Source organism: Streptomyces sp. NPDC050085 (genome assembly GCF_044460595.1).
Taxonomy (GTDB): Bacteria; Actinomycetota; Actinomycetes; order Streptomycetales; family Streptomycetaceae; genus Streptomyces.
In genome coordinates, this window is sequence record NZ_JBITJZ010000002.1 from 361,166 (window position 1) to 378,095 (window position 16,930).

Genomic DNA, 16,930 nt, shown 5'->3' on the forward strand with positions numbered 1-16,930 from the left:
TATCGACGGATGAGATCTCGCGCCACGAGTACCTCACGGTCCGTCATCCGTCCCGCCCGCTGCCCGAACGGCACCTGGGAGACGGCGTCCGCGCGCCCGCACGCCCGATTGCGCCCCGGCGTCATCGGCTACCGCGGCTTCCGGCTCGCCTTCCCGGGTCCGCGCGCCCGCCTGGAGGCGCCGATCGGCGCGGTGACGCTGATGCTCGGTTTCCACGGGGCGATCCGCATCACGGAGGCCACCGGCGGCTGGGTGGGCGTCGGCAAGGACGGGAGCGCCGGCGGGGACCGCCCCACCGGGCTGCGCAGCGTCGAGCTGTCGTCCGTCCTGTCGGGGCTGACCACCACCCCGGTCCTCGGCGAGCACGACGGTCAACTGGCCGGGGTGGAAGTGCTGTTGACGCCGTGGGCCGCCTTCACGATGTTCGGCACCGCCCTGCACGAGCTGAGCGGGTGGCGTCTGCATCCGGACGAGCTGGGAGCACTCCCCAATGCGGCTGTGGCACAACTCTCTTATTCGCTGGGCGAGTTGACGAGCTGGCGGGCCCGTTTCCGGCTGCTCGACGAGACGCTGGGCGGCTGGCTCGCATCGGGACCCCGGTGCGCGAGCGGCACCGTGCACGCCTGGTACGCGCTCACGCACAGCGGCGGCTCCGTACCCGTGGCCCGGCTCGCCGATCAAGTCGGCTGGAGCGTACGGCACTTGGAGAACCGCTTCCGGGAGCAGATCGGCCTGAGCCCGAAGGCGGCCGCGCGGGTGCTGCGGTTGCAGCGGGCCCGGCGGATGCTGGTCGCGGGCAGCACCCAGGCCGAGACCGCCGCGGCCTGCGGCTATTACGACCAGGCGCACCTGAGCGGGGAGTTCAAGGCGATGACCGGGTGCACGCCGCGCGAGTTCGCCCTCGCCCGCGGCCTGCGCATCGACCCCGACGGTCCCCCCGCCACCGACCGGCTCGCCGGGGAGGCGACGAGCCTGGTCCTGCGGCGTGACGGGCGTACGAGCAGTGCGTCTTTCTCCAAGACCGGCCGTATTCGCTGAGGCACCCTTGTCCCCTCGGGCCACCCGACGGGGGGATGCGGGGAAGGTGGGCCGGGCCTGGCGCAGCAGGCCCGGCCCACCGGGGTCCGCGAACCCGGCGCCCTCTTGCCCCCTATTGCCCTCTCTTGTCCCCCTCTTGCCCGCTCTTGCCTGCGCCCTCTTATCCGTGCGCGCGCCGGTGTATGCGCCCGCAACGCGCCCCGTTTGCATCACTCACGTCACAAACGCCCCCTTCCTGTCACACATGTCAGGCATACGCGGGTTCTGCGTCACAGGGGTCACACAGGCCCTCCCTTCACCTCGGTGCACGTCGTTCTCCGGGCACAGGGTGAGTGATCGCCGGCGGCCACCCCCGAGCCGCCGTCGCGACACCCGCCAGGGAGGAGCCACTCATGACCGACCGCAGGCTCTGGTCGTACAAAGAGATCGCCGCGCACATCCGGGTCCAGCCCGACACCGTCCGCTCGTACCGCAAGCACGGCCTCCTGCCCCCGCCGGACCACGTGGAGGGCGGCAAGCCGTACTGGTACGCCGACACCGTGCGCGCGTGGGTGGCCTCACGGCCCGGCAACCGGGGGCGCAGAGACTGAGGGCCCGACCGCAGAGGCGGCCCTACGCCGGGATCACGCCGTCGTCGTACGCCGACCAGAGCGCCGCGTACGGGCCGCCTGCCGCGACCAGTGACGCGTGCGGGCCGCTCTCCACCAGGCGGCCGCCGTCCAGGACCAGGACGCGGTCCGCGCGGGCGGCCGTCGTCAGGCGGTGCGCGATGACGATCGTCGTGGGCGCCGCGGTCGCGGCCGCCACCGCCCGGCCGACCGCCGCCTCCGTGGCCAGGTCGAGCGCCGCCGTCGCCTCGTCGAGCAGCAGCAGGTCGGGGCGGACCAGACAGGCCCGGGCCAGCGCGATCAACTGCCGCTGGCCCGCGGACAGATTGCGGCCGCGCTCGCTGAGCCGGTAGCCGTAGCCGTCCGACAGGCCCGCGATCATCCGGTCGGCGCCGACCTCCGCGGCCGCGGCCCGCACCTGGTCCTCCGAGGCGCCCGGGCGGCCGTACGCGATGGCCTCCCGCACGGTCGCGCCGAACAGGTACGGCTCCTGCGGGACCAGGCCGATCCGGCTGCGGTAGGCGGCGCCGTCCAGGTCCCGCAGGTCCACCGAGTCGATCTCGACGGCGCCCCGCGTCGGCAGGTACATCCGCGCGACGAGCTTGAGCAGCGTCGACTTGCCCGAGCCCGTCTCGCCGACGACGGCGACCGTCTGTCCCGGTTCGATCGTCGCGGTCACGCCGTCGAGGGCGCGCTTGGCGCCGTCCGCGTACGTGTAGTGCAGATCGCGCAGCACCACCTCGCCGCGCATCCGGCCGGCGCCGCCGAAGGCGGGCAGCGGCATCGGGGTGCGCGGCTCGGTCACCGTCGGGCGCTCGCGCAGCAGTTCGCGGCAGCGGCCGAGGCCGACGCGGGCCCGCTGGTAGCTGTCGAGGAGCTGCGAGGCGTTGCGGATCGGGCCGAAGACCAGGCCGACGTAGAGGAGGAAGGCGACGACCGTGCCGGCGCCCACCGCGTCGTGCGCCACGCGCCACGCGCCGACCCCGAGGACGAGGGCGGTGGTGGCGTCGGAGAGGAACTCCACGGTGGAGAAGAACAGGGCCAAGTAGCGCTGCGAGCGCATCTGGAGCGTGCGCTGTTCCTCGGCCAGGGCGGAGAAGTGCGCGGCGTTCCGGGTCTGCCTGCGGTACGCCTGCGTCACCCGCACGCCATCGACGGCTTCCTGGAACGCGGCGTTGACCAGGCCGAGTTGGGTGCGGCTGAGGTCGTACTGGCGCTTGGAGACGCGCGCGTACCACCAGCAGGCGGCGGCGAGGACGGGAACGATCGCCAGGACCGTGAGGGTCAGTCCGGGGTCGAGGGTCGCCATCATGACGACCACGCCCACGAGGAGCATGGCGCTCACCGCGGAGTCGAGCAGGCCGTGCTGGAGGAAGTCGCCGATCGCGGCGACGTCGCTGACCATCCGGGTGACGGCCGCGCCGCCGGACTCGCGCTCGAAGTAGTCGAGGCCGAGCCGCTGCAGATGGGCGAACATCTTGACGCGCAGCTCGTACAGGACGCGCTCGCCGGTGCGCGCGATGACCCTCATCTCCCCTGTGAACACCAGCCAGTTGGCGACCGTGGTGGCCAGCAGCGCGAAGGCGATGGCAGTGAGCGCGAGGCCGTCGTGCTGCCGCACCCCCCGGTCGATGGCGGCGCTCACCAGCCGCGGCGCGAGCATCAGCAGCGCGGTGTCGGCGATCAGCATGGCGCCGATGGCGAGCAGCCGGGAGCGGTAGGGGCGCAGCAGGCGGCGCAGGGTGAAGTCGGGGTCGGCGGCGCGGGCGCGGGACTCGTCGACGTCGGGAGCGAGCTCGGGGACGGGCGGCACGTCCTCGCCGCCGGCCGGGGCCGCCGTCATGGGTGCGGCCTCGACGGCCGCCGTCTCCTCGCGCTCCCCGAGCACCAGCGCCCGGTAGCGGGAGCAGCGGCCGACCAGCTCGTCGTGCGTCCCGGTGTCCAGGACGCGGCCCGCGTCCAGGACGGCGATGCGGTCCGCGAGGCGCAGGGTGGAGCGGCGGTGGGCGACGAGCAGCACGGTCCGGTCGGCCAACTGGCCCCGCAGGGACGTGTGGATGGCCGCCTCGACCTTCGGGTCCACCGCTGAGGTGGCGTCGTCGAGGACGAGGATGCGCGGGTCGGTGAGCAGGGCGCGGGCGAGTGCGAGGCGCTGGCGCTGGCCGCCGGAGAGCGACATGCCCTGGGCGCCGAGGACGGTGTCGTAGCCGTCGGGCAGGGCTCGCACGAAGCCGTCGGCGTGGGCGGCCTCGGCGGCGGCGCGCACCTCGGCGTCGGTGGCGTCGGGCCGGCCGAAGCGGATGGCGTCGCGCACGCTCCCGGAGAACAGCAGGCTCTCCTCGAAGGCGATGCCGAGGGCGCCGCGCAAGGAGTCGAGGGTCAGTTCCCGTACGTCGGTGAGGGCGCCGGCGGGGCCGACGCGGACGGCGCCCTCGTCGGGGTCGTAGAGCCGGGCCAGGAGTGCGGTGACCGTCGACTTGCCGGATCCGGAGGCGCCGACGAGGGCGAGGGTCTCGCCGGGGGCGACGGTGAGGTCGAGCCCGTCGAGGGCGGGGGCGGCGTCGGGGGCGTGGGCGAAGGTGACGCCTTCGAAGGCGACGGCCAGCGGTCCCGGTTGCAGCGGGCGGGCGTCCGGACGGTCCGTCACCTCGCTTTCCGCATCGGCGAGTTCGAAGATGCGGACCAGTCCCGAGCGGGCCTCCTGGGCCTCGCCGACCATGTTGGAGATCATCCGCAGCGGGCCCATCATGGCGGCCAGATAGGTGGTGAAGGCGACGAAGGTGCCGAGCGTGATGTCGCCGCGGACGGCGAGCAGGCCGCCGAGCAGGATCACGCCGAACCGGGCGGCGCCCGGCAGCAGTTCACCGATCAGCCCGGAGTAGCGGGCGGCGAGGTAGCGGCGCTGGACGCGGGCGGCGAACAGCCCGCGGGCCAGGCCTACGTAGCGGTCGGTCTCGGCGTCCTCCTGCGCGAAGCCCTTGACGACGCGGACCCCCGCGATGTTGGACTCGACGGCCTCGGACGCCTCGCCCGTCCGCTCCTGGACGGCCCGGTCGGCGGGGTAGATGCGGTCCCGCGAGCGGCGCGCGATGACGCCCATCGGCAGGGCGGCCACGAGGGAGACGCAGGCCAGCAGCGGCGACAGGACGAACATCACGCCGAGGGTGAAGAGCAGCGTCAGCCCGTTCTGCACGAGGAGCGGCAGCGAGCCGGTGAGTTCGCGCACCACGGCGACGTCGTTGACGGCGCGGCTGAGGACGTCGCCCGAGCGGACCCGGTCGAGGCGGCGCCCGTCGACCCGCTGGATGGCGTCGTGCAGCAGCAGCCGCAGGTCGCGCTCGACGCCCCACTGCACGGTGCCGGCCCACCAGCGGCGCAGCCAGGAGGCCCCGAACTGGGCGGCGGCGACGGCGAGCAGGACGGCGATCCAGGGCGCGGCGGAGGCACGGCCGGTGTCGATGACGTCGTCGACGACCCGGCGGATGATCAGTGGGGTCGCGGTGGTGAGCAGGACGCCGGCGACGGCGCCGAGGCAGGCGAGGACGACGGCACCGGGCCGGGCCCAGCACATCGCGGCGAACCTGCGCAGCCAGCCGTCCTGTCGTTTGTCCGACATCCTGCTGCCCCTTCGCCGCGCGCCGCTCCAAACCGAAGCAGCCTCACAGCGTGTACGCGCTACGGGCAACCCAATTTCAGCGCCGCCCCCGGCACTCGGGCCTCACCCGCCGGAGCGTGGCTCGATGACCGTCACTCCTGCCCCGGGCGCCGTCCCCATGGCGGCGAGCGCCCCCGGCGCCTCCTCCAGCGAGATCGTCGACGTCACCAACAGGTCGGGCCGCAGCACCCCGCCCCGCACCAGCTCCAGCATCCCCGGATACGTGTGCGCGGCCATCCCGTGGCTGCCGATCACCTCCAGCTCCCACGCCAGGACATGCCCCATCGGAACGACAGGATCGACCGGCAGCAGACCCACCTGGACGTGCCGCCCGCGCCGCCTCAGCCCCCGCACGGACGCCGCGCACGTCGCCGCGGAGCCCAGCGCGTCCACCGACAGATGTGCACCCCCGCCCGTCAACTCCCTTACCGTGCCCGGCACATCGTCGACCGCCGCCGCGTCCACGCACGCAACGGCCCCGAATTTCCTGGCCAGTTCGAGCGCGCCGGGTGCGATGTCGACGGCGATCACCCGCGCGCCGGACGCCGCCGCGATCATCACGGCGGACAGGCCGACCCCGCCGCACCCGTGCACCGCGACCCATTCCCCGGCCGCGACCCTGCCCTGCTGCACGACGGCCCGGAACGCGGTCGCGAACCGGCAGCCGAGCCCCGCCGCCGTCGCGAACGCCATCCCGTCCGGCACCGCCACCAGATTCACCTCGGCGTGGTCGAGAGCGACGTACTCGGCGAAGGAGCCCCAGTGCGTGAACCCGGGCTGCGTCTGCCGCTCGCACACCTGCTGGTCCCCGGCCGCGCACGCCGCGCAGCTGCCGCACGCGCACACGAACGGCACCGTCACCCGGTCCCCGGCCCGCCACCCGCGCACCTCGGCGCCGACCTCCTCGACGACCCCGGCGAGTTCGTGCCCGGGCACGTGCGGCAGCGCGATGTCCGGGTCGTGGCCCATCCAGCCGTGCCAGTCGCTGCGGCACAGGCCCGTCGCCTCCACCCGCACCACGACCCCGTGCGGCGCGGCCACCGGATCCGGCACCCGGCGCACCTCGGCCCGCTCCCCGAACCGCTCGAACACGACGGCACGCATCCGCCACCACCCCGCTTCCGACCGAGACGATCAACGGCTCCACGGTAGCCGTGCCGTCACCACGACTCCGCGCCCTGCCGCGGCCCGTCCGGCCGCACCCGTTCCCCCTTGGCCGCACGCAGCTTCAGACCGGCGAGCGGGAACAGCAGGACGGACAGCATCGCGGCCCCGACGAGCGCCGCCGCCTCGTCGGTGTGCAGCACCCCGTCGTCGACGCCGATGGTGGTGATGGCGACGACGAGCGGCAGCGCGGTCGACGCGAAGAGCGTCAGTGCGCGCCGGTCGCGTACGCCCAGGTCGCGCGGCGCGAGGGCGTACACCGGCAGGCCGCGCACCACGAGGAACAGGACCAGGAACACGGGCAGCAGGATCAGCGCCCGCCCGCCGCCGAGCAGCGCCCGCAGGTCGAACTCGATGCCGGTGACGACGAAGAAGATCGGCACCAGGAACCCGAACCCCATCGCTTCCACCTTGCCCACGACCTCGTGCGCGCTGTCCGGCGCGGCCCCGTGCAGCACGAGGCGGACGACCATGCCCGCGGCGAACGCCCCGAGCAGCACGTCCACGCCGAGCGCCTGCGAGGCCCCCAGCATCAGCGCGAGCAGCAGCACCACGAGCCGCACCGCGAACTGGCCGCTGCTGTGCAGGGTCTTGGCGATGACCCGGGAGAACCACGGCGGCCGCGGCCGCATCGCCCAGAACACGGCGCCCGCGGTGATCGCCGCGAAGACACCGAGCAGCAGGGCCGAATCGAGCGCCGAGCGGCCGCTGAGCAGCAGCGCCATCGCGATGATCGGCCCGAACTCGCCCACGGAGCCGACCGCCATCATCACGGACCCGAACCGCGAGTGCAGATCCCCCGAGTCGCGCAGCACCGGCAGGATCGTGCCGAGGGCGGTGCTGGTGAGGGCGGTGCCGATGTAGACGCCCTTCGCGTACGACCACCCGCTCAGCGCGAACGCGAGCACGAGCCCGGCGGCGAGCGAGATCACCCAGGCCCGAGCGGAGCGCTTGAGGGTGTCGCCGCGGATCTTGTCGAAGTCGATCTCGTACCCGGCGAGGAAGATCAGCATCGAGAGCCCGAGCTGCGACAGGGCGTCGATGACGTCCCCCGCGCTCGCCCACCCCAGCACGTCGGGCCCGACCACGATGCCCAGCAGGATCTCGAAGATGACGAGCGGCACCGGCAGCCAGCGGCTCGCCCCGTAGGCCAGGAGGGGCGCGAGGACCGCGATGGCCATGATCAGAATGAGCGTTCCGGACTGCGACATATCGGGTGCTTACCATAAACTTCCGGCAAATCTCCCCCACCTGTTGCCAGTTCGAGGGAAGTCAGAGGGACCCGCCGTGACGCACCCCCAGCCCCCCGGGGCACCCCAGGCCCGCATCCCCCAGCAGCCCCCGCCGCCGGGCCCGCAGATCCGCCCGGGCCTGTGGAAGCGCTGCCTGTGGGGCGGCCTGGCCCTGTGGGTCCTGACGGCACTGGTCACGTACGCCACCAAGAACACCACCCTCCTGCCCACCCTCATCCTGCTCGGCAGCTTCCTCGTACCCGCGGTCTTCGTCCTGTGGGCGTACGAGCGGCACGGCCGCGACCTGGGCGTGAACCTGATCCTGGGCTGCTTCCTGGTCGGCGGCATCCTCGGCGTGCTCGGCGCCTCGGTGATGGAGTACTACCTCCTGCACCCCTCGGTGTGGATGTTCGTCGGCGTCGGCCTGATCGAGGAAGCCGTCAAGCTCCTCGCCCTCATGTACGTCCTGCACCGCTACCCCCGCATCCACGGCCTGCGCGCGGGCCTGGTCCTGGGCGCCACGGTCGGCTTCGGCTTCGCGGCCTTCGAGAGCGCGGGCTACGCGTTCAACGCGGCGGTCACCATGAAGGGCATCGACCTGCGCTCGCTCCTGGAGACGGAAGTGCTGCGCGGCCTCCTGGCCCCCTTCGGCCACGGCCTGTGGACGGCGATCTCCGGCGCGGCGCTCCTCTCCTTCCGCAGGCCCAACGGGCGCTTCCGCTTCACCGGCCCCGTGATCCTCACCTACCTCGGCGTCGCACTCCTGCACGCCCTGTGGGACTCCATGCACGGCATCGCGATCTGGCTGGTCGCCCGCATCAGCGGCACCGGCCTGGACCGGGCGCTCTTCGCCCAGGGCTACATCCCCCAGCCCACCGACACCCAGAAGCACCTGTTCACCCTGTTCTCCGTGGGCGGCCTGGTGCTGGTCTCCCTCCTCGGCCTGGCCTGGGCCCGCTCGCTCGCCCGCCGCGACCCGTCTTGGAAAAATACCCCCTAGGGGTATAGAGTCGATTGCGTCAGGAGGGGCCGGGGGAACCCGGTGACCCGCCATGACCCGTCCACGGCCCTGCCACCAAGGAGAACGACATGAGCGCCCAGACCGAGCTCCCCCAGATCGGCGAAGAGTCGGCCGGATCCTGCTGCGGCGGGGCCTGCCACACCGACGCCGCCGCCCCCGCGGCCGAGGGCGCCGTCACCGCCGTCTACCAGGTGAAGGGCATGACCTGCGGCCACTGCGAGGGCGCCGTCTCCAGCGAGATCTCCGAGCTCGCGGGCGTCGCCTCGGTCAAGGCCGTCGCCGCCACCGGCCAGGTCACGGTCGTCTCCGCGGCCCCGCTCGACGAGGAAGCGGTCCGCGCCGCGGTCGACGAGGCGGGCTACGAGCTCGTCGGCAAGGCCTGACCTCCTGCGGACACCGGGGCCGGGGCACTCCCCCGGCCCCACCGCCGTACCCTCGACATCACCATGACGGACGCACTGCCTCCCACCGAGATCGACCTCGCCATCGGCGGCATGACCTGCGCCTCCTGCTCCGCCCGCATCGAGAAGAAGCTCAACCGCATCGAGGGCGTGACGGCGTCGGTCAACCTGGCCACGGAGAAGGCGAAGGTCACGTACGCCCCTGAGATCGACCTGGACACCGTGATCGCGACGGTCACCAGGCTGGGATACACCGCCGAGCCGTCCAGGGGCGCGGGGCTGTATCAATCAGCGGCTGCCCCGCGGAGCGCGACCAGCCACGACGGCGCAGCAGTCGGCGACTCCACGGAAGCCCCCACGGCGAGTAGCCGGCGTTTGAAGATCTCCGCGATCCTCACCGCCCCGGTGATCCTCCTGGCCATGATCCCCGCCCTGCAATTCACCGGCTGGCAATGGCTCGCGCTCACCCTGACCACACCCGTGGTGACCTGGGGCGGACACCCGTTCCACCAGGCCGCCTGGACGAACGCCCGGCACGGCGCCGCCACGATGGACACCCTCGTATCGCTGGGCACGCTCGCCGCGTTCGGCTGGAGCCTGTGGGCCCTGTTCCTCGGCCCCGAGGGCGCGCACACGTACCTGGAAGTCGCCGCGGGCGTCACCACCTTCATCCTCCTCGGCCGCTACCTGGAAGCCCGGGCCAAGCGGAGCGCGGGCGCCGCGCTGCGCGCGCTGCTCGAACTCGGCGCGAAGGACGTCGCCCTGCTCACCGCGGACGGCACGGAAGTACGCGTCCCCGCCGACCGGTTGACCATCGGTGACCGCTTCGTCGTACGTCCCGGGGACACGATCGCCACCGACGGCAGGGTCGTCGAGGGCGCCGGCGCCGTGGACGCCTCCGTCCTCACCGGCGAGTCCGTCCCCGTGGACGTGACCGTCGGCGACACCGTCACCGGGGCGACCGTCAACGCCGGGGGCCGGCTCGTCGTCGAGGCCACCCGCGTCGGCGCCGACACCCAGCTCGCCCGCATGGCGGGGCTCGTCGAGGACGCCCAGACCGGCAAGGCCGAGGTGCAGCGCCTGGCCGACCGGGTCTCCGCCGTGTTCGTCCCGGTGGTCATCGCGATCGCCCTCGCCACCCTGGCCGTACGCCTTCTCGTCACCGGCGACGCCACGGCGGCCTTCAGTTCGGCGGTGGCCGTGCTGATCATCGCCTGCCCGTGCGCCCTCGGCCTCGCCACGCCCACGGCCCTCATGGTCGGCACCGGACGCGGCGCCCAGCTCGGCATCCTCATCAAGGGCCCCGAAGTCCTGGAGTCCACCCGCAAGGTCGACACGATCGTCCTCGACAAGACCGGCACCGTCACCACCGGCCGGATGGCGCTGGCCGGTGTCCACGCGGCCGACGGCGTCGACGAGAAGGACCTGCTGCGCCTGGCCGGCGCCGTGGAGCACGCGTCCGAACACCCCGTGGCCCGGGCCGTCGCAGCGGCCGCCGCCGACCGTGCGGGCACCCTGCCGCCGGTCACCGCCTTCGCGAGCGTCCCGGGTCTCGGCGTGCGCGGCACCGTGGAGGGCCGCACGGTCCTCGTCGGCCGGGAGCGGCTGCTGGCCGACGCCGGTACCGCGCTGCCGCCCGCGCTCACCGCCGCCCGGCAGGCCGCGGAGGCCGAGGGCGGCACGGCGGTCCTGGTCGCCTGGGACGGGGCGGCACGCGGTGTCCTGACCGTCACGGACACCCCCAAGGACACCAGCGCGCAGGCCGTCGCCGAGCTGCGTTCCCTCGGGCTCGCCCCCATCCTGCTGACCGGCGACAACCGGGCCGCGGCCGACGCGGTCGCCCGCGCCGTGGGCATCGCCCCCGAGGACGTCGTCGCGGAGGTCCTGCCGCAGGACAAGGTCGAGGTGATCAAGCGCCTGCAGGCCGGGGGCCGGGGCGTCGCGATGGTCGGTGACGGGGTCAACGACGCGGCTGCGCTCGCCACCGCCGACCTCGGTCTCGCGATGGGCACGGGCACGGACGCGGCGATCGAGGCGGGCGATCTGACGCTCGTCCGGGGCGACTTGAGGGTCGCGGCCGATGCGATCCGGCTCTCACGGCGCACCCTCGCCACCATCAAGGGCAATCTCTGCTGGGCCTTCGGCTACAACGTCGCCGCGCTGCCCCTGGCCGCATGCGGCCTGCTCAACCCCATGATCGCGGGCGCCGCCATGGCCTTCTCGTCGGTCTTCGTGGTGACCAACAGCCTGCGCCTGCGCAGATTCATCTAGGGAACACCCGGCCAGACCTGGACCTTCACGTAATCCACACGGCACAATTGCAGCACTCTCACGTCAGAGGCTCACATCTACATATCGGGCCTCTTGCGTACACACGGGACATATGCAAGAGACGCAGATCACACGGATCTGAACGTAACCCTTTGCAGGTCTCGTGAGTCTAAGGAGGCGATGCAGAAACGTCTTGGGGGGCGTTTTTGTATCGAGCGGGACCGTCTTGGGGGACGGACCCGACTGCGTTGGCCGGGGCACGTGCACCGGGGAGCTTGAGCGGCCCTCCCGTACGTACGTGTTCCGGCGGCCGACGCGGCCACAGACGCCCGGCCGGATCCCGTGGGGGGAATCCGCACCGGGAAAAGGAAAGCGCCCCGACTGCCGGCCCGTGGGGGGACCGACAGCGGGGCGCTTTCCGCTTGCTTACTCAGCTGTTCACCGTTCCGTACGTGCTCAGCTGTCCAGCTCGCTCAGCGGGCCTCGACGGGGACGAAGTCCCGCTCGACGACGCCCGTGTAGATCTGGCGCGGGCGGCCGATGCGCGACCCGGGCTCCTTGATCATCTCGTGCCACTGGGCGATCCAGCCCGGCAGGCGGCCGAGGGCGAACAGGACCGTGAACATCTCGGTCGGGAAGCCCATGGCCCGGTAGATCAGGCCGGTGTAGAAGTCGACGTTCGGGTAGAGCTTGCGCTCGACGAAGTAGTCGTCGGCCAGCGCGTGCTCTTCGAGCTTCAGCGCGATGTCGAGCAGCTCGTCGCTCTTGCCGAGCGCCGAGAGGACGTCGTGCGCCGCCGCCTTGATGATCTTCGCCCGCGGGTCGAAGTTCTTGTAGACGCGGTGCCCGAAGCCCATGAGCTTCACGCCGTCTTCCTTGTTCTTCACCTTGCGGATGAAGGTGTCGACGTCGCCGCCGGAGGCCTGGATGCCCTCGAGCATCTCCAGGACCGACTGGTTGGCGCCACCGTGCAGCGGACCCCACAGGGCCGAGATGCCCGCCGAGATCGACGCGAACATGTTCGCCTGCGAGGAGCCCACCAGGCGCACGGTGGACGTCGAACAGTTCTGCTCGTGGTCCGCGTGCAGGATGAGGAGCTTGTCGAGCGCGGAGACGACCGTCGGGTCCAGCTCGTACTCGGCGGCGGGCACCGAGAAGGTCATGCGCAGGAAGTTCTCGACGTAGCCGAGGTCGTTGCGCGGGTAGACCACCGGGTGGCCGACCGACTTCTTGTACGCGTACGCCGCGATCGTCGGAAGCTTGGCGAGCAGGCGGATCGTCGACAGGTTGCGCTGCTGCTCGTCGAACGGGTTGTGGCTGTCCTGGTAGAAGGTGGACAGCGCGGAGACCACGGACGACAGCATGGCCATCGGGTGGGCGTCACGCGGGAAGCCGTCGTAGAAGCGCTTGACGTCCTCGTGCAGCAGGGTGTGCTGCGTGATGTCGTTCTTGAACGTCGCGAGCTCGTCGACGGTGGGGAGCTCGCCGTTGATCAGCAGGTAGGCCACCTCGGTGAAGGTGGAACGCTCGGCCAGCTGCTCGATCGGGTAGCCGCGGTAGCGAAGGATGCCCTCTTCGCCGTCCAGGTAGGTGATCGCGGATTTATAGGCGGCGGTGTTGCCGTATCCGCTGTCGAGGGTCACCAGTCCTGTCTGGGCCCGGAGCTTCCCGATGTCGAAGCCCTTGTCGCCGACGGTGCTGTCGATCACCGGGTAGGTGTACTCGCCATCGCCGTACCGCAGTACTACAGAGTTGTCGCTCACGTCTCGTCCCTCACCGACGTAGTGCCTCTTCTTCGAGGTGCCCTGACTGTCTCTACCATCCCCCACTTGGCCCAGCAGAGTGCACTCGGGGTCGACCATTGGGCCTATTGGCGGCACTGAGTGCCGCCAACCTGCTCATCCTGCCCCCTTCGCCCCGGTTCCGGAAGTGCTGTGTGACCTTTGCGACTCGTTTGATCGATCAAACGGGCCGGGTCTGCCCACCAGCCAGCCGGAAACCGAGCGCAGTACAGCGTCTGCCCGCCGAAACCGTGCGCACCGCCTGGGCCAGAGCCTTTCGCGAACCGACCAGGACCACCAGCCTCTTGGCGCGGGTGACCGCGGTGTAGAGGAGATTGCGCTGCAGCATCATCCACGACGACGTGGTGAGCGGAATCACCACGCACGGATATTCACTGCCCTGCGAGCGGTGGATCGTGACGGCATAGGCGTGCGCCAGCTCGTCGAGTTCGTCGAATTCGTACGGGACTTCCTCGTCCTCGTCGGTGCGGACGGTCAGCTTCTGCTCGTCGGCATCGAGGGAGGTGACGACGCCGACGGTCCCATTGAAGACACCGTTAGCCCCTTTGTCATAGTTGTTTCTGATCTGAGTGACTTTGTCGCCCACGCGGAAGACGCGGCCGCCGAACCGCTTCTCGGGGAGCTCGGGGCGGCCCGGCGTGATGGCCTGCTGGAGCAGTCCGTTGAGCGTGCCCGCGCCGGCCGGGCCGCGGTGCATCGGGGCGAGGACCTGGACGTCGCGCCGCGGGTCGAGGCCGAACTTGGCCGGAATCCGACGGGCGGCGACATCGACGGTCAGCCGTCCCGCCTCCTCCGTGTCCTCCTCCACGAAGAGGAAGAAGTCCTTGAGGCCCTGGGTCAGGGGCTGCGTACCGGAGTTGATCCGGTGGGCGTTCGTGACGACGCCCGACTCCTGGGCCTGGCGGAAGATGCGGGTCAACCGCACGTCGGGAATCGGGCTGTCGTCGCTGAGCATGTCGCGCAGCACCTCCCCGGCCCCGACGCTCGGCAACTGGTCCACGTCCCCGACGAAGAGCAGGTGCGCGCCGGGCGGCACGGCCTTCACCAGCTTGTTGGCGAGCAGCAGGTCCAGCATCGACGCCTCGTCGACCACCACCAGGTCCGCGTCGAGGGGCCGGTCCTTGTCGTACGCGGCGTCGCCCCCCGGCTTCAGCTCAAGGAGTCGGTGCACGGTGGACGCCTCGGCCCCGGTCAGCTCGGCGAGCCGCTTGGCGGCGCGTCCGGTGGGGGCGGCGAGCACGACCTTCGCCTTCTTCGCGCGGGCCAGCTCGACGATCGAGCGCACGGTGAACGACTTGCCGCAGCCCGGCCCGCCCGTCAGCACGGCGACCTTCTTCGTCAGCGCGAGCTTGACGGCCTCCTCCTGCTCGGGCGCGAGCTCGGCGCCCGTGCGCCCCGCGAGCCAGGCCAGCGCCTTGTCCCAGGCGACGTCGCGGAAGGCGGGCATCCGGTCGTCGCCGGTGCGCAGCAGCCGCAACAGCTGGGCGGACAGCGACAGTTCGGCCCGGTGGAAGGGGACGAGGTAGATGGCGGTGACGAGCTCCCCGTCCTCCCCGGGAACCTGCTCCCGTACGACACCGACCTCACCGGAGTCCTCGTCGGGCAGGGCGAGCTCGGCGAGGCATTCGATGACGAGCCCCGTGTCGACCTGGAGCAGCTTCACGGCATCGGCGATGAGCCGCTCCTCGGGCAGGAAGCAGTGCCCCTGGTCGGTGGACTGCGAAAGGGCGTACTGCAGACCGGCCTTGACGCGCTCGGGGCTGTCGTGCGGGATGCCGACGGACTGGGCGATGCGGTCGGCGGTGAGGAAGCCGATGCCCCAGACGTCGGAGGCGAGGCGGTACGGCTGGTTCTTCACGACGCCGATGGACGCGTCGCCGTACTTCTTGTAGATGCGCACGGCGATGGACGTCGACACGTTCACGCTCTGCAGGAACACCATCACCTCCTTGATGGCCTTCTGCTCCTCCCACGCGTCCGCGATCTTCTTCGTCCGCTTCGGCCCGAGCCCCGGCACCTCGATCAGCCGCTTCGGCTCCTGCTCGATGATGTCGAGGGTGTCGAGCCCGAAGTGCTGTGTGATGCGGTCGGCGAACACCGGCCCGATCCCCTTGACGAGCCCGGACCCGAGGTAGCGCCGGATGCCCTGGATGGTCGCGGGCAGCACCGTCGTGTAGTTCTCCACGGTGAACTGCTTGCCGTACTGCGGATGCGACCCCCATCTCCCCTCCATCCGCAGCGACTCCCCCGCCTGCGCCCCGAGCAGCGCCCCGACGACGGTCAGCAGATCCCCACCGCCCCTGCCGGTGTCGACCCGCGCGACCGTGTACCCGGTCTCCTCATTGGCGTACGTGATCCGCTCGAGGACCCCCTCGATCGTCGCCATGGGCCGCGCGGCCGCCGCCTGCTCCTTCGCCATGATCCGACGGTAGCGGGAGGCTCTGACATCGGGGGCGGCGCCTGCGGTTCCCGGGCCTGTGGCGGCCGGGCCTACAGTTCCCGGCATGAGCGAGACGAGTGGGGCGGCGGCGTTGCCGGTGAGTGTGCGGCGGCTGTTGCCCGATCTGCTGACGGGCGTCGCGCCGGTCGTGGGTGAGCGGATGGTGGGCGTCTGGTTGTACGGATCCGTGGCCACGGGGGCGTTCGAGCGCGGGATCAGTGATGTGGACGTGCTGATCGGTGTGGCGGGTGAACTCGGTCTCGATCCGGGTGAGTTGGACGCCGCACACGCTCGGGTCCTGCAGGCCCACCCCGGTTTTCGTGATCGGCTCGATCTGACCTACGCGCCGTCCGCCGCCCTGTCCGGCGCCCTCCTGGAACCGCTGCTCGTGCTCGCCCCCGGCGAACCGCTGCACACCGCGCGCGTGGCGCCCCGTTGGGCCCTGACGCGGGCTCTCGTACGAGAGACAAGCCTGACGCTCGCGGGCCGCTCTGCGCGGGAGGCGCTGGCCCCGGCCGGTGCCGATGAGCTGCGGGCGGCTTTGATCGACTCCGTTGCGGGGCTGCGGAGTTGGGCGCCCCGGGTGCGGCACCGGGGAGGTCACGCGTACGTCGCTCTGACCGCGTGCCGGGCCCTGCGCGCCCTGGTGACCGGGGAGTTGGCCGACAAGGTCGAGGCCGCGGCCTGGGCAGCCGGGCGGTGGCCGCGGCTGCGTCCCCTGCTGGAGGCGGCGCTCGCCTGGCGGCGGACCCAGGCGGTGCGGGACGAGACGCCGCTGCCACCCGAACTGGCCGCGCTGATGGGTGAGCTCCTGGACCTCGCGGCGGCCGCGGCGGTGCCGGGGCGGGCCGACCGATGATTTTTCGACGCGGCGTCGGTCGTACGGGCAACAGACGCTCAGGCAACAGACGCTCGGGCAACAGACACACGGCCACTGAGATAGCAGGCCGCAGCCTCGCCGGATGACAGGAACCTCATGACCACCACGCCCAAGGGTCCCGCCAACTACTTCCCGTCCATCGAGAAGAAGTACGGCCAACCCGTCTCCCACTGGCAGGAGCTCATCCGCTCCTCCCCGCTCACCAAGCACATGGAGCTCGTGAACTGGCTCAAGAGCGAGCACGGCCTCGGCCACGGGCACGCCAACGCACTGGTGGCGCACACCCTCGCCGAGGCCACGTCCGAAAAGTGACCCGGACCGGGCCCGGCACAGGGAATTCACAAGGACGCTGCTCCGTTGAGCACAGACACCGCACCTCGTACACACCCCGTACGCACCCCCGTACGCACCCGTACGT

General features: G+C 71.6%; 12 protein-coding genes. 7 read left to right on the forward strand and 5 right to left on the reverse strand.

What is annotated here, in order from left to right; genetic code table 11:
* Positions 1-9: 9 nt before the first annotated feature.
* Positions 10-1,038 (forward strand): helix-turn-helix transcriptional regulator, encoded by a 1,029-nt coding sequence (locus ACIBUY_RS10000; protein WP_365563959.1) that lies wholly within the window; start codon positions 10-12, stop codon positions 1,036-1,038.
* A 392-nt stretch (positions 1,039-1,430) separates the two neighbouring features.
* Positions 1,431-1,628 (forward strand): AlpA family transcriptional regulator, encoded by a 198-nt coding sequence (locus ACIBUY_RS10005; RefSeq protein WP_046731498.1) that lies wholly within the window; start codon positions 1,431-1,433, stop codon positions 1,626-1,628.
* 22 nt (positions 1,629-1,650) lie between these two features.
* Here ACIBUY_RS10005 and ACIBUY_RS10010 read toward each other — a convergent pair whose 3' ends face one another.
* The 3 genes from ACIBUY_RS10010 to ACIBUY_RS10020 all read right to left on the reverse strand — a co-directional run bounded on the left by ACIBUY_RS10010 (position 1,651) and on the right by ACIBUY_RS10020 (position 7,676).
* Positions 1,651-5,262, reverse strand: coding sequence for an ABC transporter ATP-binding protein (locus ACIBUY_RS10010; RefSeq protein ID WP_399152316.1), 3,612 nt, complete (start codon positions 5,260-5,262; stop codon positions 1,651-1,653).
* A gap of 102 nt (positions 5,263-5,364) precedes the next feature.
* On the reverse strand, positions 5,365-6,405 hold the full coding sequence (locus ACIBUY_RS10015) for a zinc-dependent alcohol dehydrogenase family protein (RefSeq protein ID WP_399152317.1): 1,041 nt from the start codon (positions 6,403-6,405) through the stop codon (positions 5,365-5,367).
* Between the two features lie 56 nt (positions 6,406-6,461).
* On the reverse strand, positions 6,462-7,676 hold the full coding sequence (locus ACIBUY_RS10020) for a cation:proton antiporter (protein WP_365563951.1): 1,215 nt from the start codon (positions 7,674-7,676) through the stop codon (positions 6,462-6,464).
* Positions 7,677-7,752: 76 nt separating this feature from the next.
* Between ACIBUY_RS10020 and ACIBUY_RS10025 the strand changes: the two genes are divergently transcribed.
* The 3 genes from ACIBUY_RS10025 to ACIBUY_RS10035 all read left to right on the forward strand — a co-directional run bounded on the left by ACIBUY_RS10025 (position 7,753) and on the right by ACIBUY_RS10035 (position 11,390).
* Complete coding sequence (locus ACIBUY_RS10025; RefSeq protein WP_365563948.1) at positions 7,753-8,697, forward strand: PrsW family intramembrane metalloprotease; 945 nt, start codon at positions 7,753-7,755, stop codon at positions 8,695-8,697.
* Between the two features lie 89 nt (positions 8,698-8,786).
* Positions 8,787-9,101: a heavy-metal-associated domain-containing protein gene (locus ACIBUY_RS10030; RefSeq protein ID WP_365563946.1), complete on the forward strand. Its 315-nt coding sequence runs from the start codon at positions 8,787-8,789 to the stop codon at positions 9,099-9,101.
* Between the two features lie 63 nt (positions 9,102-9,164).
* The gene (locus ACIBUY_RS10035) at positions 9,165-11,390 is read left to right on the forward strand and encodes a heavy metal translocating P-type ATPase (RefSeq protein WP_399152318.1); all 2,226 of its coding nucleotides are present in this window, start codon (positions 9,165-9,167) and stop codon (positions 11,388-11,390) included.
* A 473-nt stretch (positions 11,391-11,863) separates the two neighbouring features.
* Here the strand turns inward: ACIBUY_RS10035 and ACIBUY_RS10040 are convergent, their stop codons facing one another.
* Complete coding sequence (locus tag ACIBUY_RS10040) at positions 11,864-13,153, reverse strand: citrate synthase (protein ID WP_365563941.1); 1,290 nt, start codon at positions 13,151-13,153, stop codon at positions 11,864-11,866.
* A 199-nt stretch (positions 13,154-13,352) separates the two neighbouring features.
* On the reverse strand, positions 13,353-15,611 hold the full coding sequence (locus ACIBUY_RS10045; RefSeq protein WP_399152319.1) for an ATP-dependent RecD-like DNA helicase: 2,259 nt from the start codon (positions 15,609-15,611) through the stop codon (positions 13,353-13,355).
* Positions 15,612-15,696: 85 nt separating this feature from the next.
* Between ACIBUY_RS10045 and ACIBUY_RS10050 the strand changes: the two genes are divergently transcribed.
* The gene (locus ACIBUY_RS10050; RefSeq protein ID WP_399152320.1) at positions 15,697-16,491 is read left to right on the forward strand and encodes an aminoglycoside adenylyltransferase domain-containing protein; all 795 of its coding nucleotides are present in this window, start codon (positions 15,697-15,699) and stop codon (positions 16,489-16,491) included.
* 117 nt (positions 16,492-16,608) lie between these two features.
* Entirely contained in the window at positions 16,609-16,824 is a 216-nt protein-coding gene (locus tag ACIBUY_RS10055; protein ID WP_399152321.1) for a DUF4287 domain-containing protein, read from the forward strand.
* Positions 16,825-16,930: the final 106 nt, after the last annotated feature.

Coding starts and splice junctions, on each gene's coding strand:
- ACIBUY_RS10000 (WP_365563959.1), top strand. CDS start 10: ATGAGATCTCGCGCCACGAGTACCTCACGGTCCGTCATCCGTCCCGCC.
- ACIBUY_RS10005 (WP_046731498.1), top strand. CDS start 1,431: ATGACCGACCGCAGGCTCTGGTCGTACAAAGAGATCGCCGCGCACATC.
- ACIBUY_RS10010 (WP_399152316.1), bottom strand. CDS start 5,262: ATGTCGGACAAACGACAGGACGGCTGGCTGCGCAGGTTCGCCGCGATG.
- ACIBUY_RS10015 (WP_399152317.1), bottom strand. CDS start 6,405: ATGCGTGCCGTCGTGTTCGAGCGGTTCGGGGAGCGGGCCGAGGTGCGC.
- ACIBUY_RS10020 (WP_365563951.1), bottom strand. CDS start 7,676: ATGTCGCAGTCCGGAACGCTCATTCTGATCATGGCCATCGCGGTCCTC.
- ACIBUY_RS10030 (WP_365563946.1), top strand. CDS start 8,787: ATGAGCGCCCAGACCGAGCTCCCCCAGATCGGCGAAGAGTCGGCCGGA.
- ACIBUY_RS10035 (WP_399152318.1), top strand. CDS start 9,165: ATGACGGACGCACTGCCTCCCACCGAGATCGACCTCGCCATCGGCGGC.
- ACIBUY_RS10045 (WP_399152319.1), bottom strand. CDS start 15,611: ATGGCGAAGGAGCAGGCGGCGGCCGCGCGGCCCATGGCGACGATCGAG.
- ACIBUY_RS10050 (WP_399152320.1), top strand. CDS start 15,697: ATGAGCGAGACGAGTGGGGCGGCGGCGTTGCCGGTGAGTGTGCGGCGG.
- ACIBUY_RS10055 (WP_399152321.1), top strand. CDS start 16,609: ATGACCACCACGCCCAAGGGTCCCGCCAACTACTTCCCGTCCATCGAG.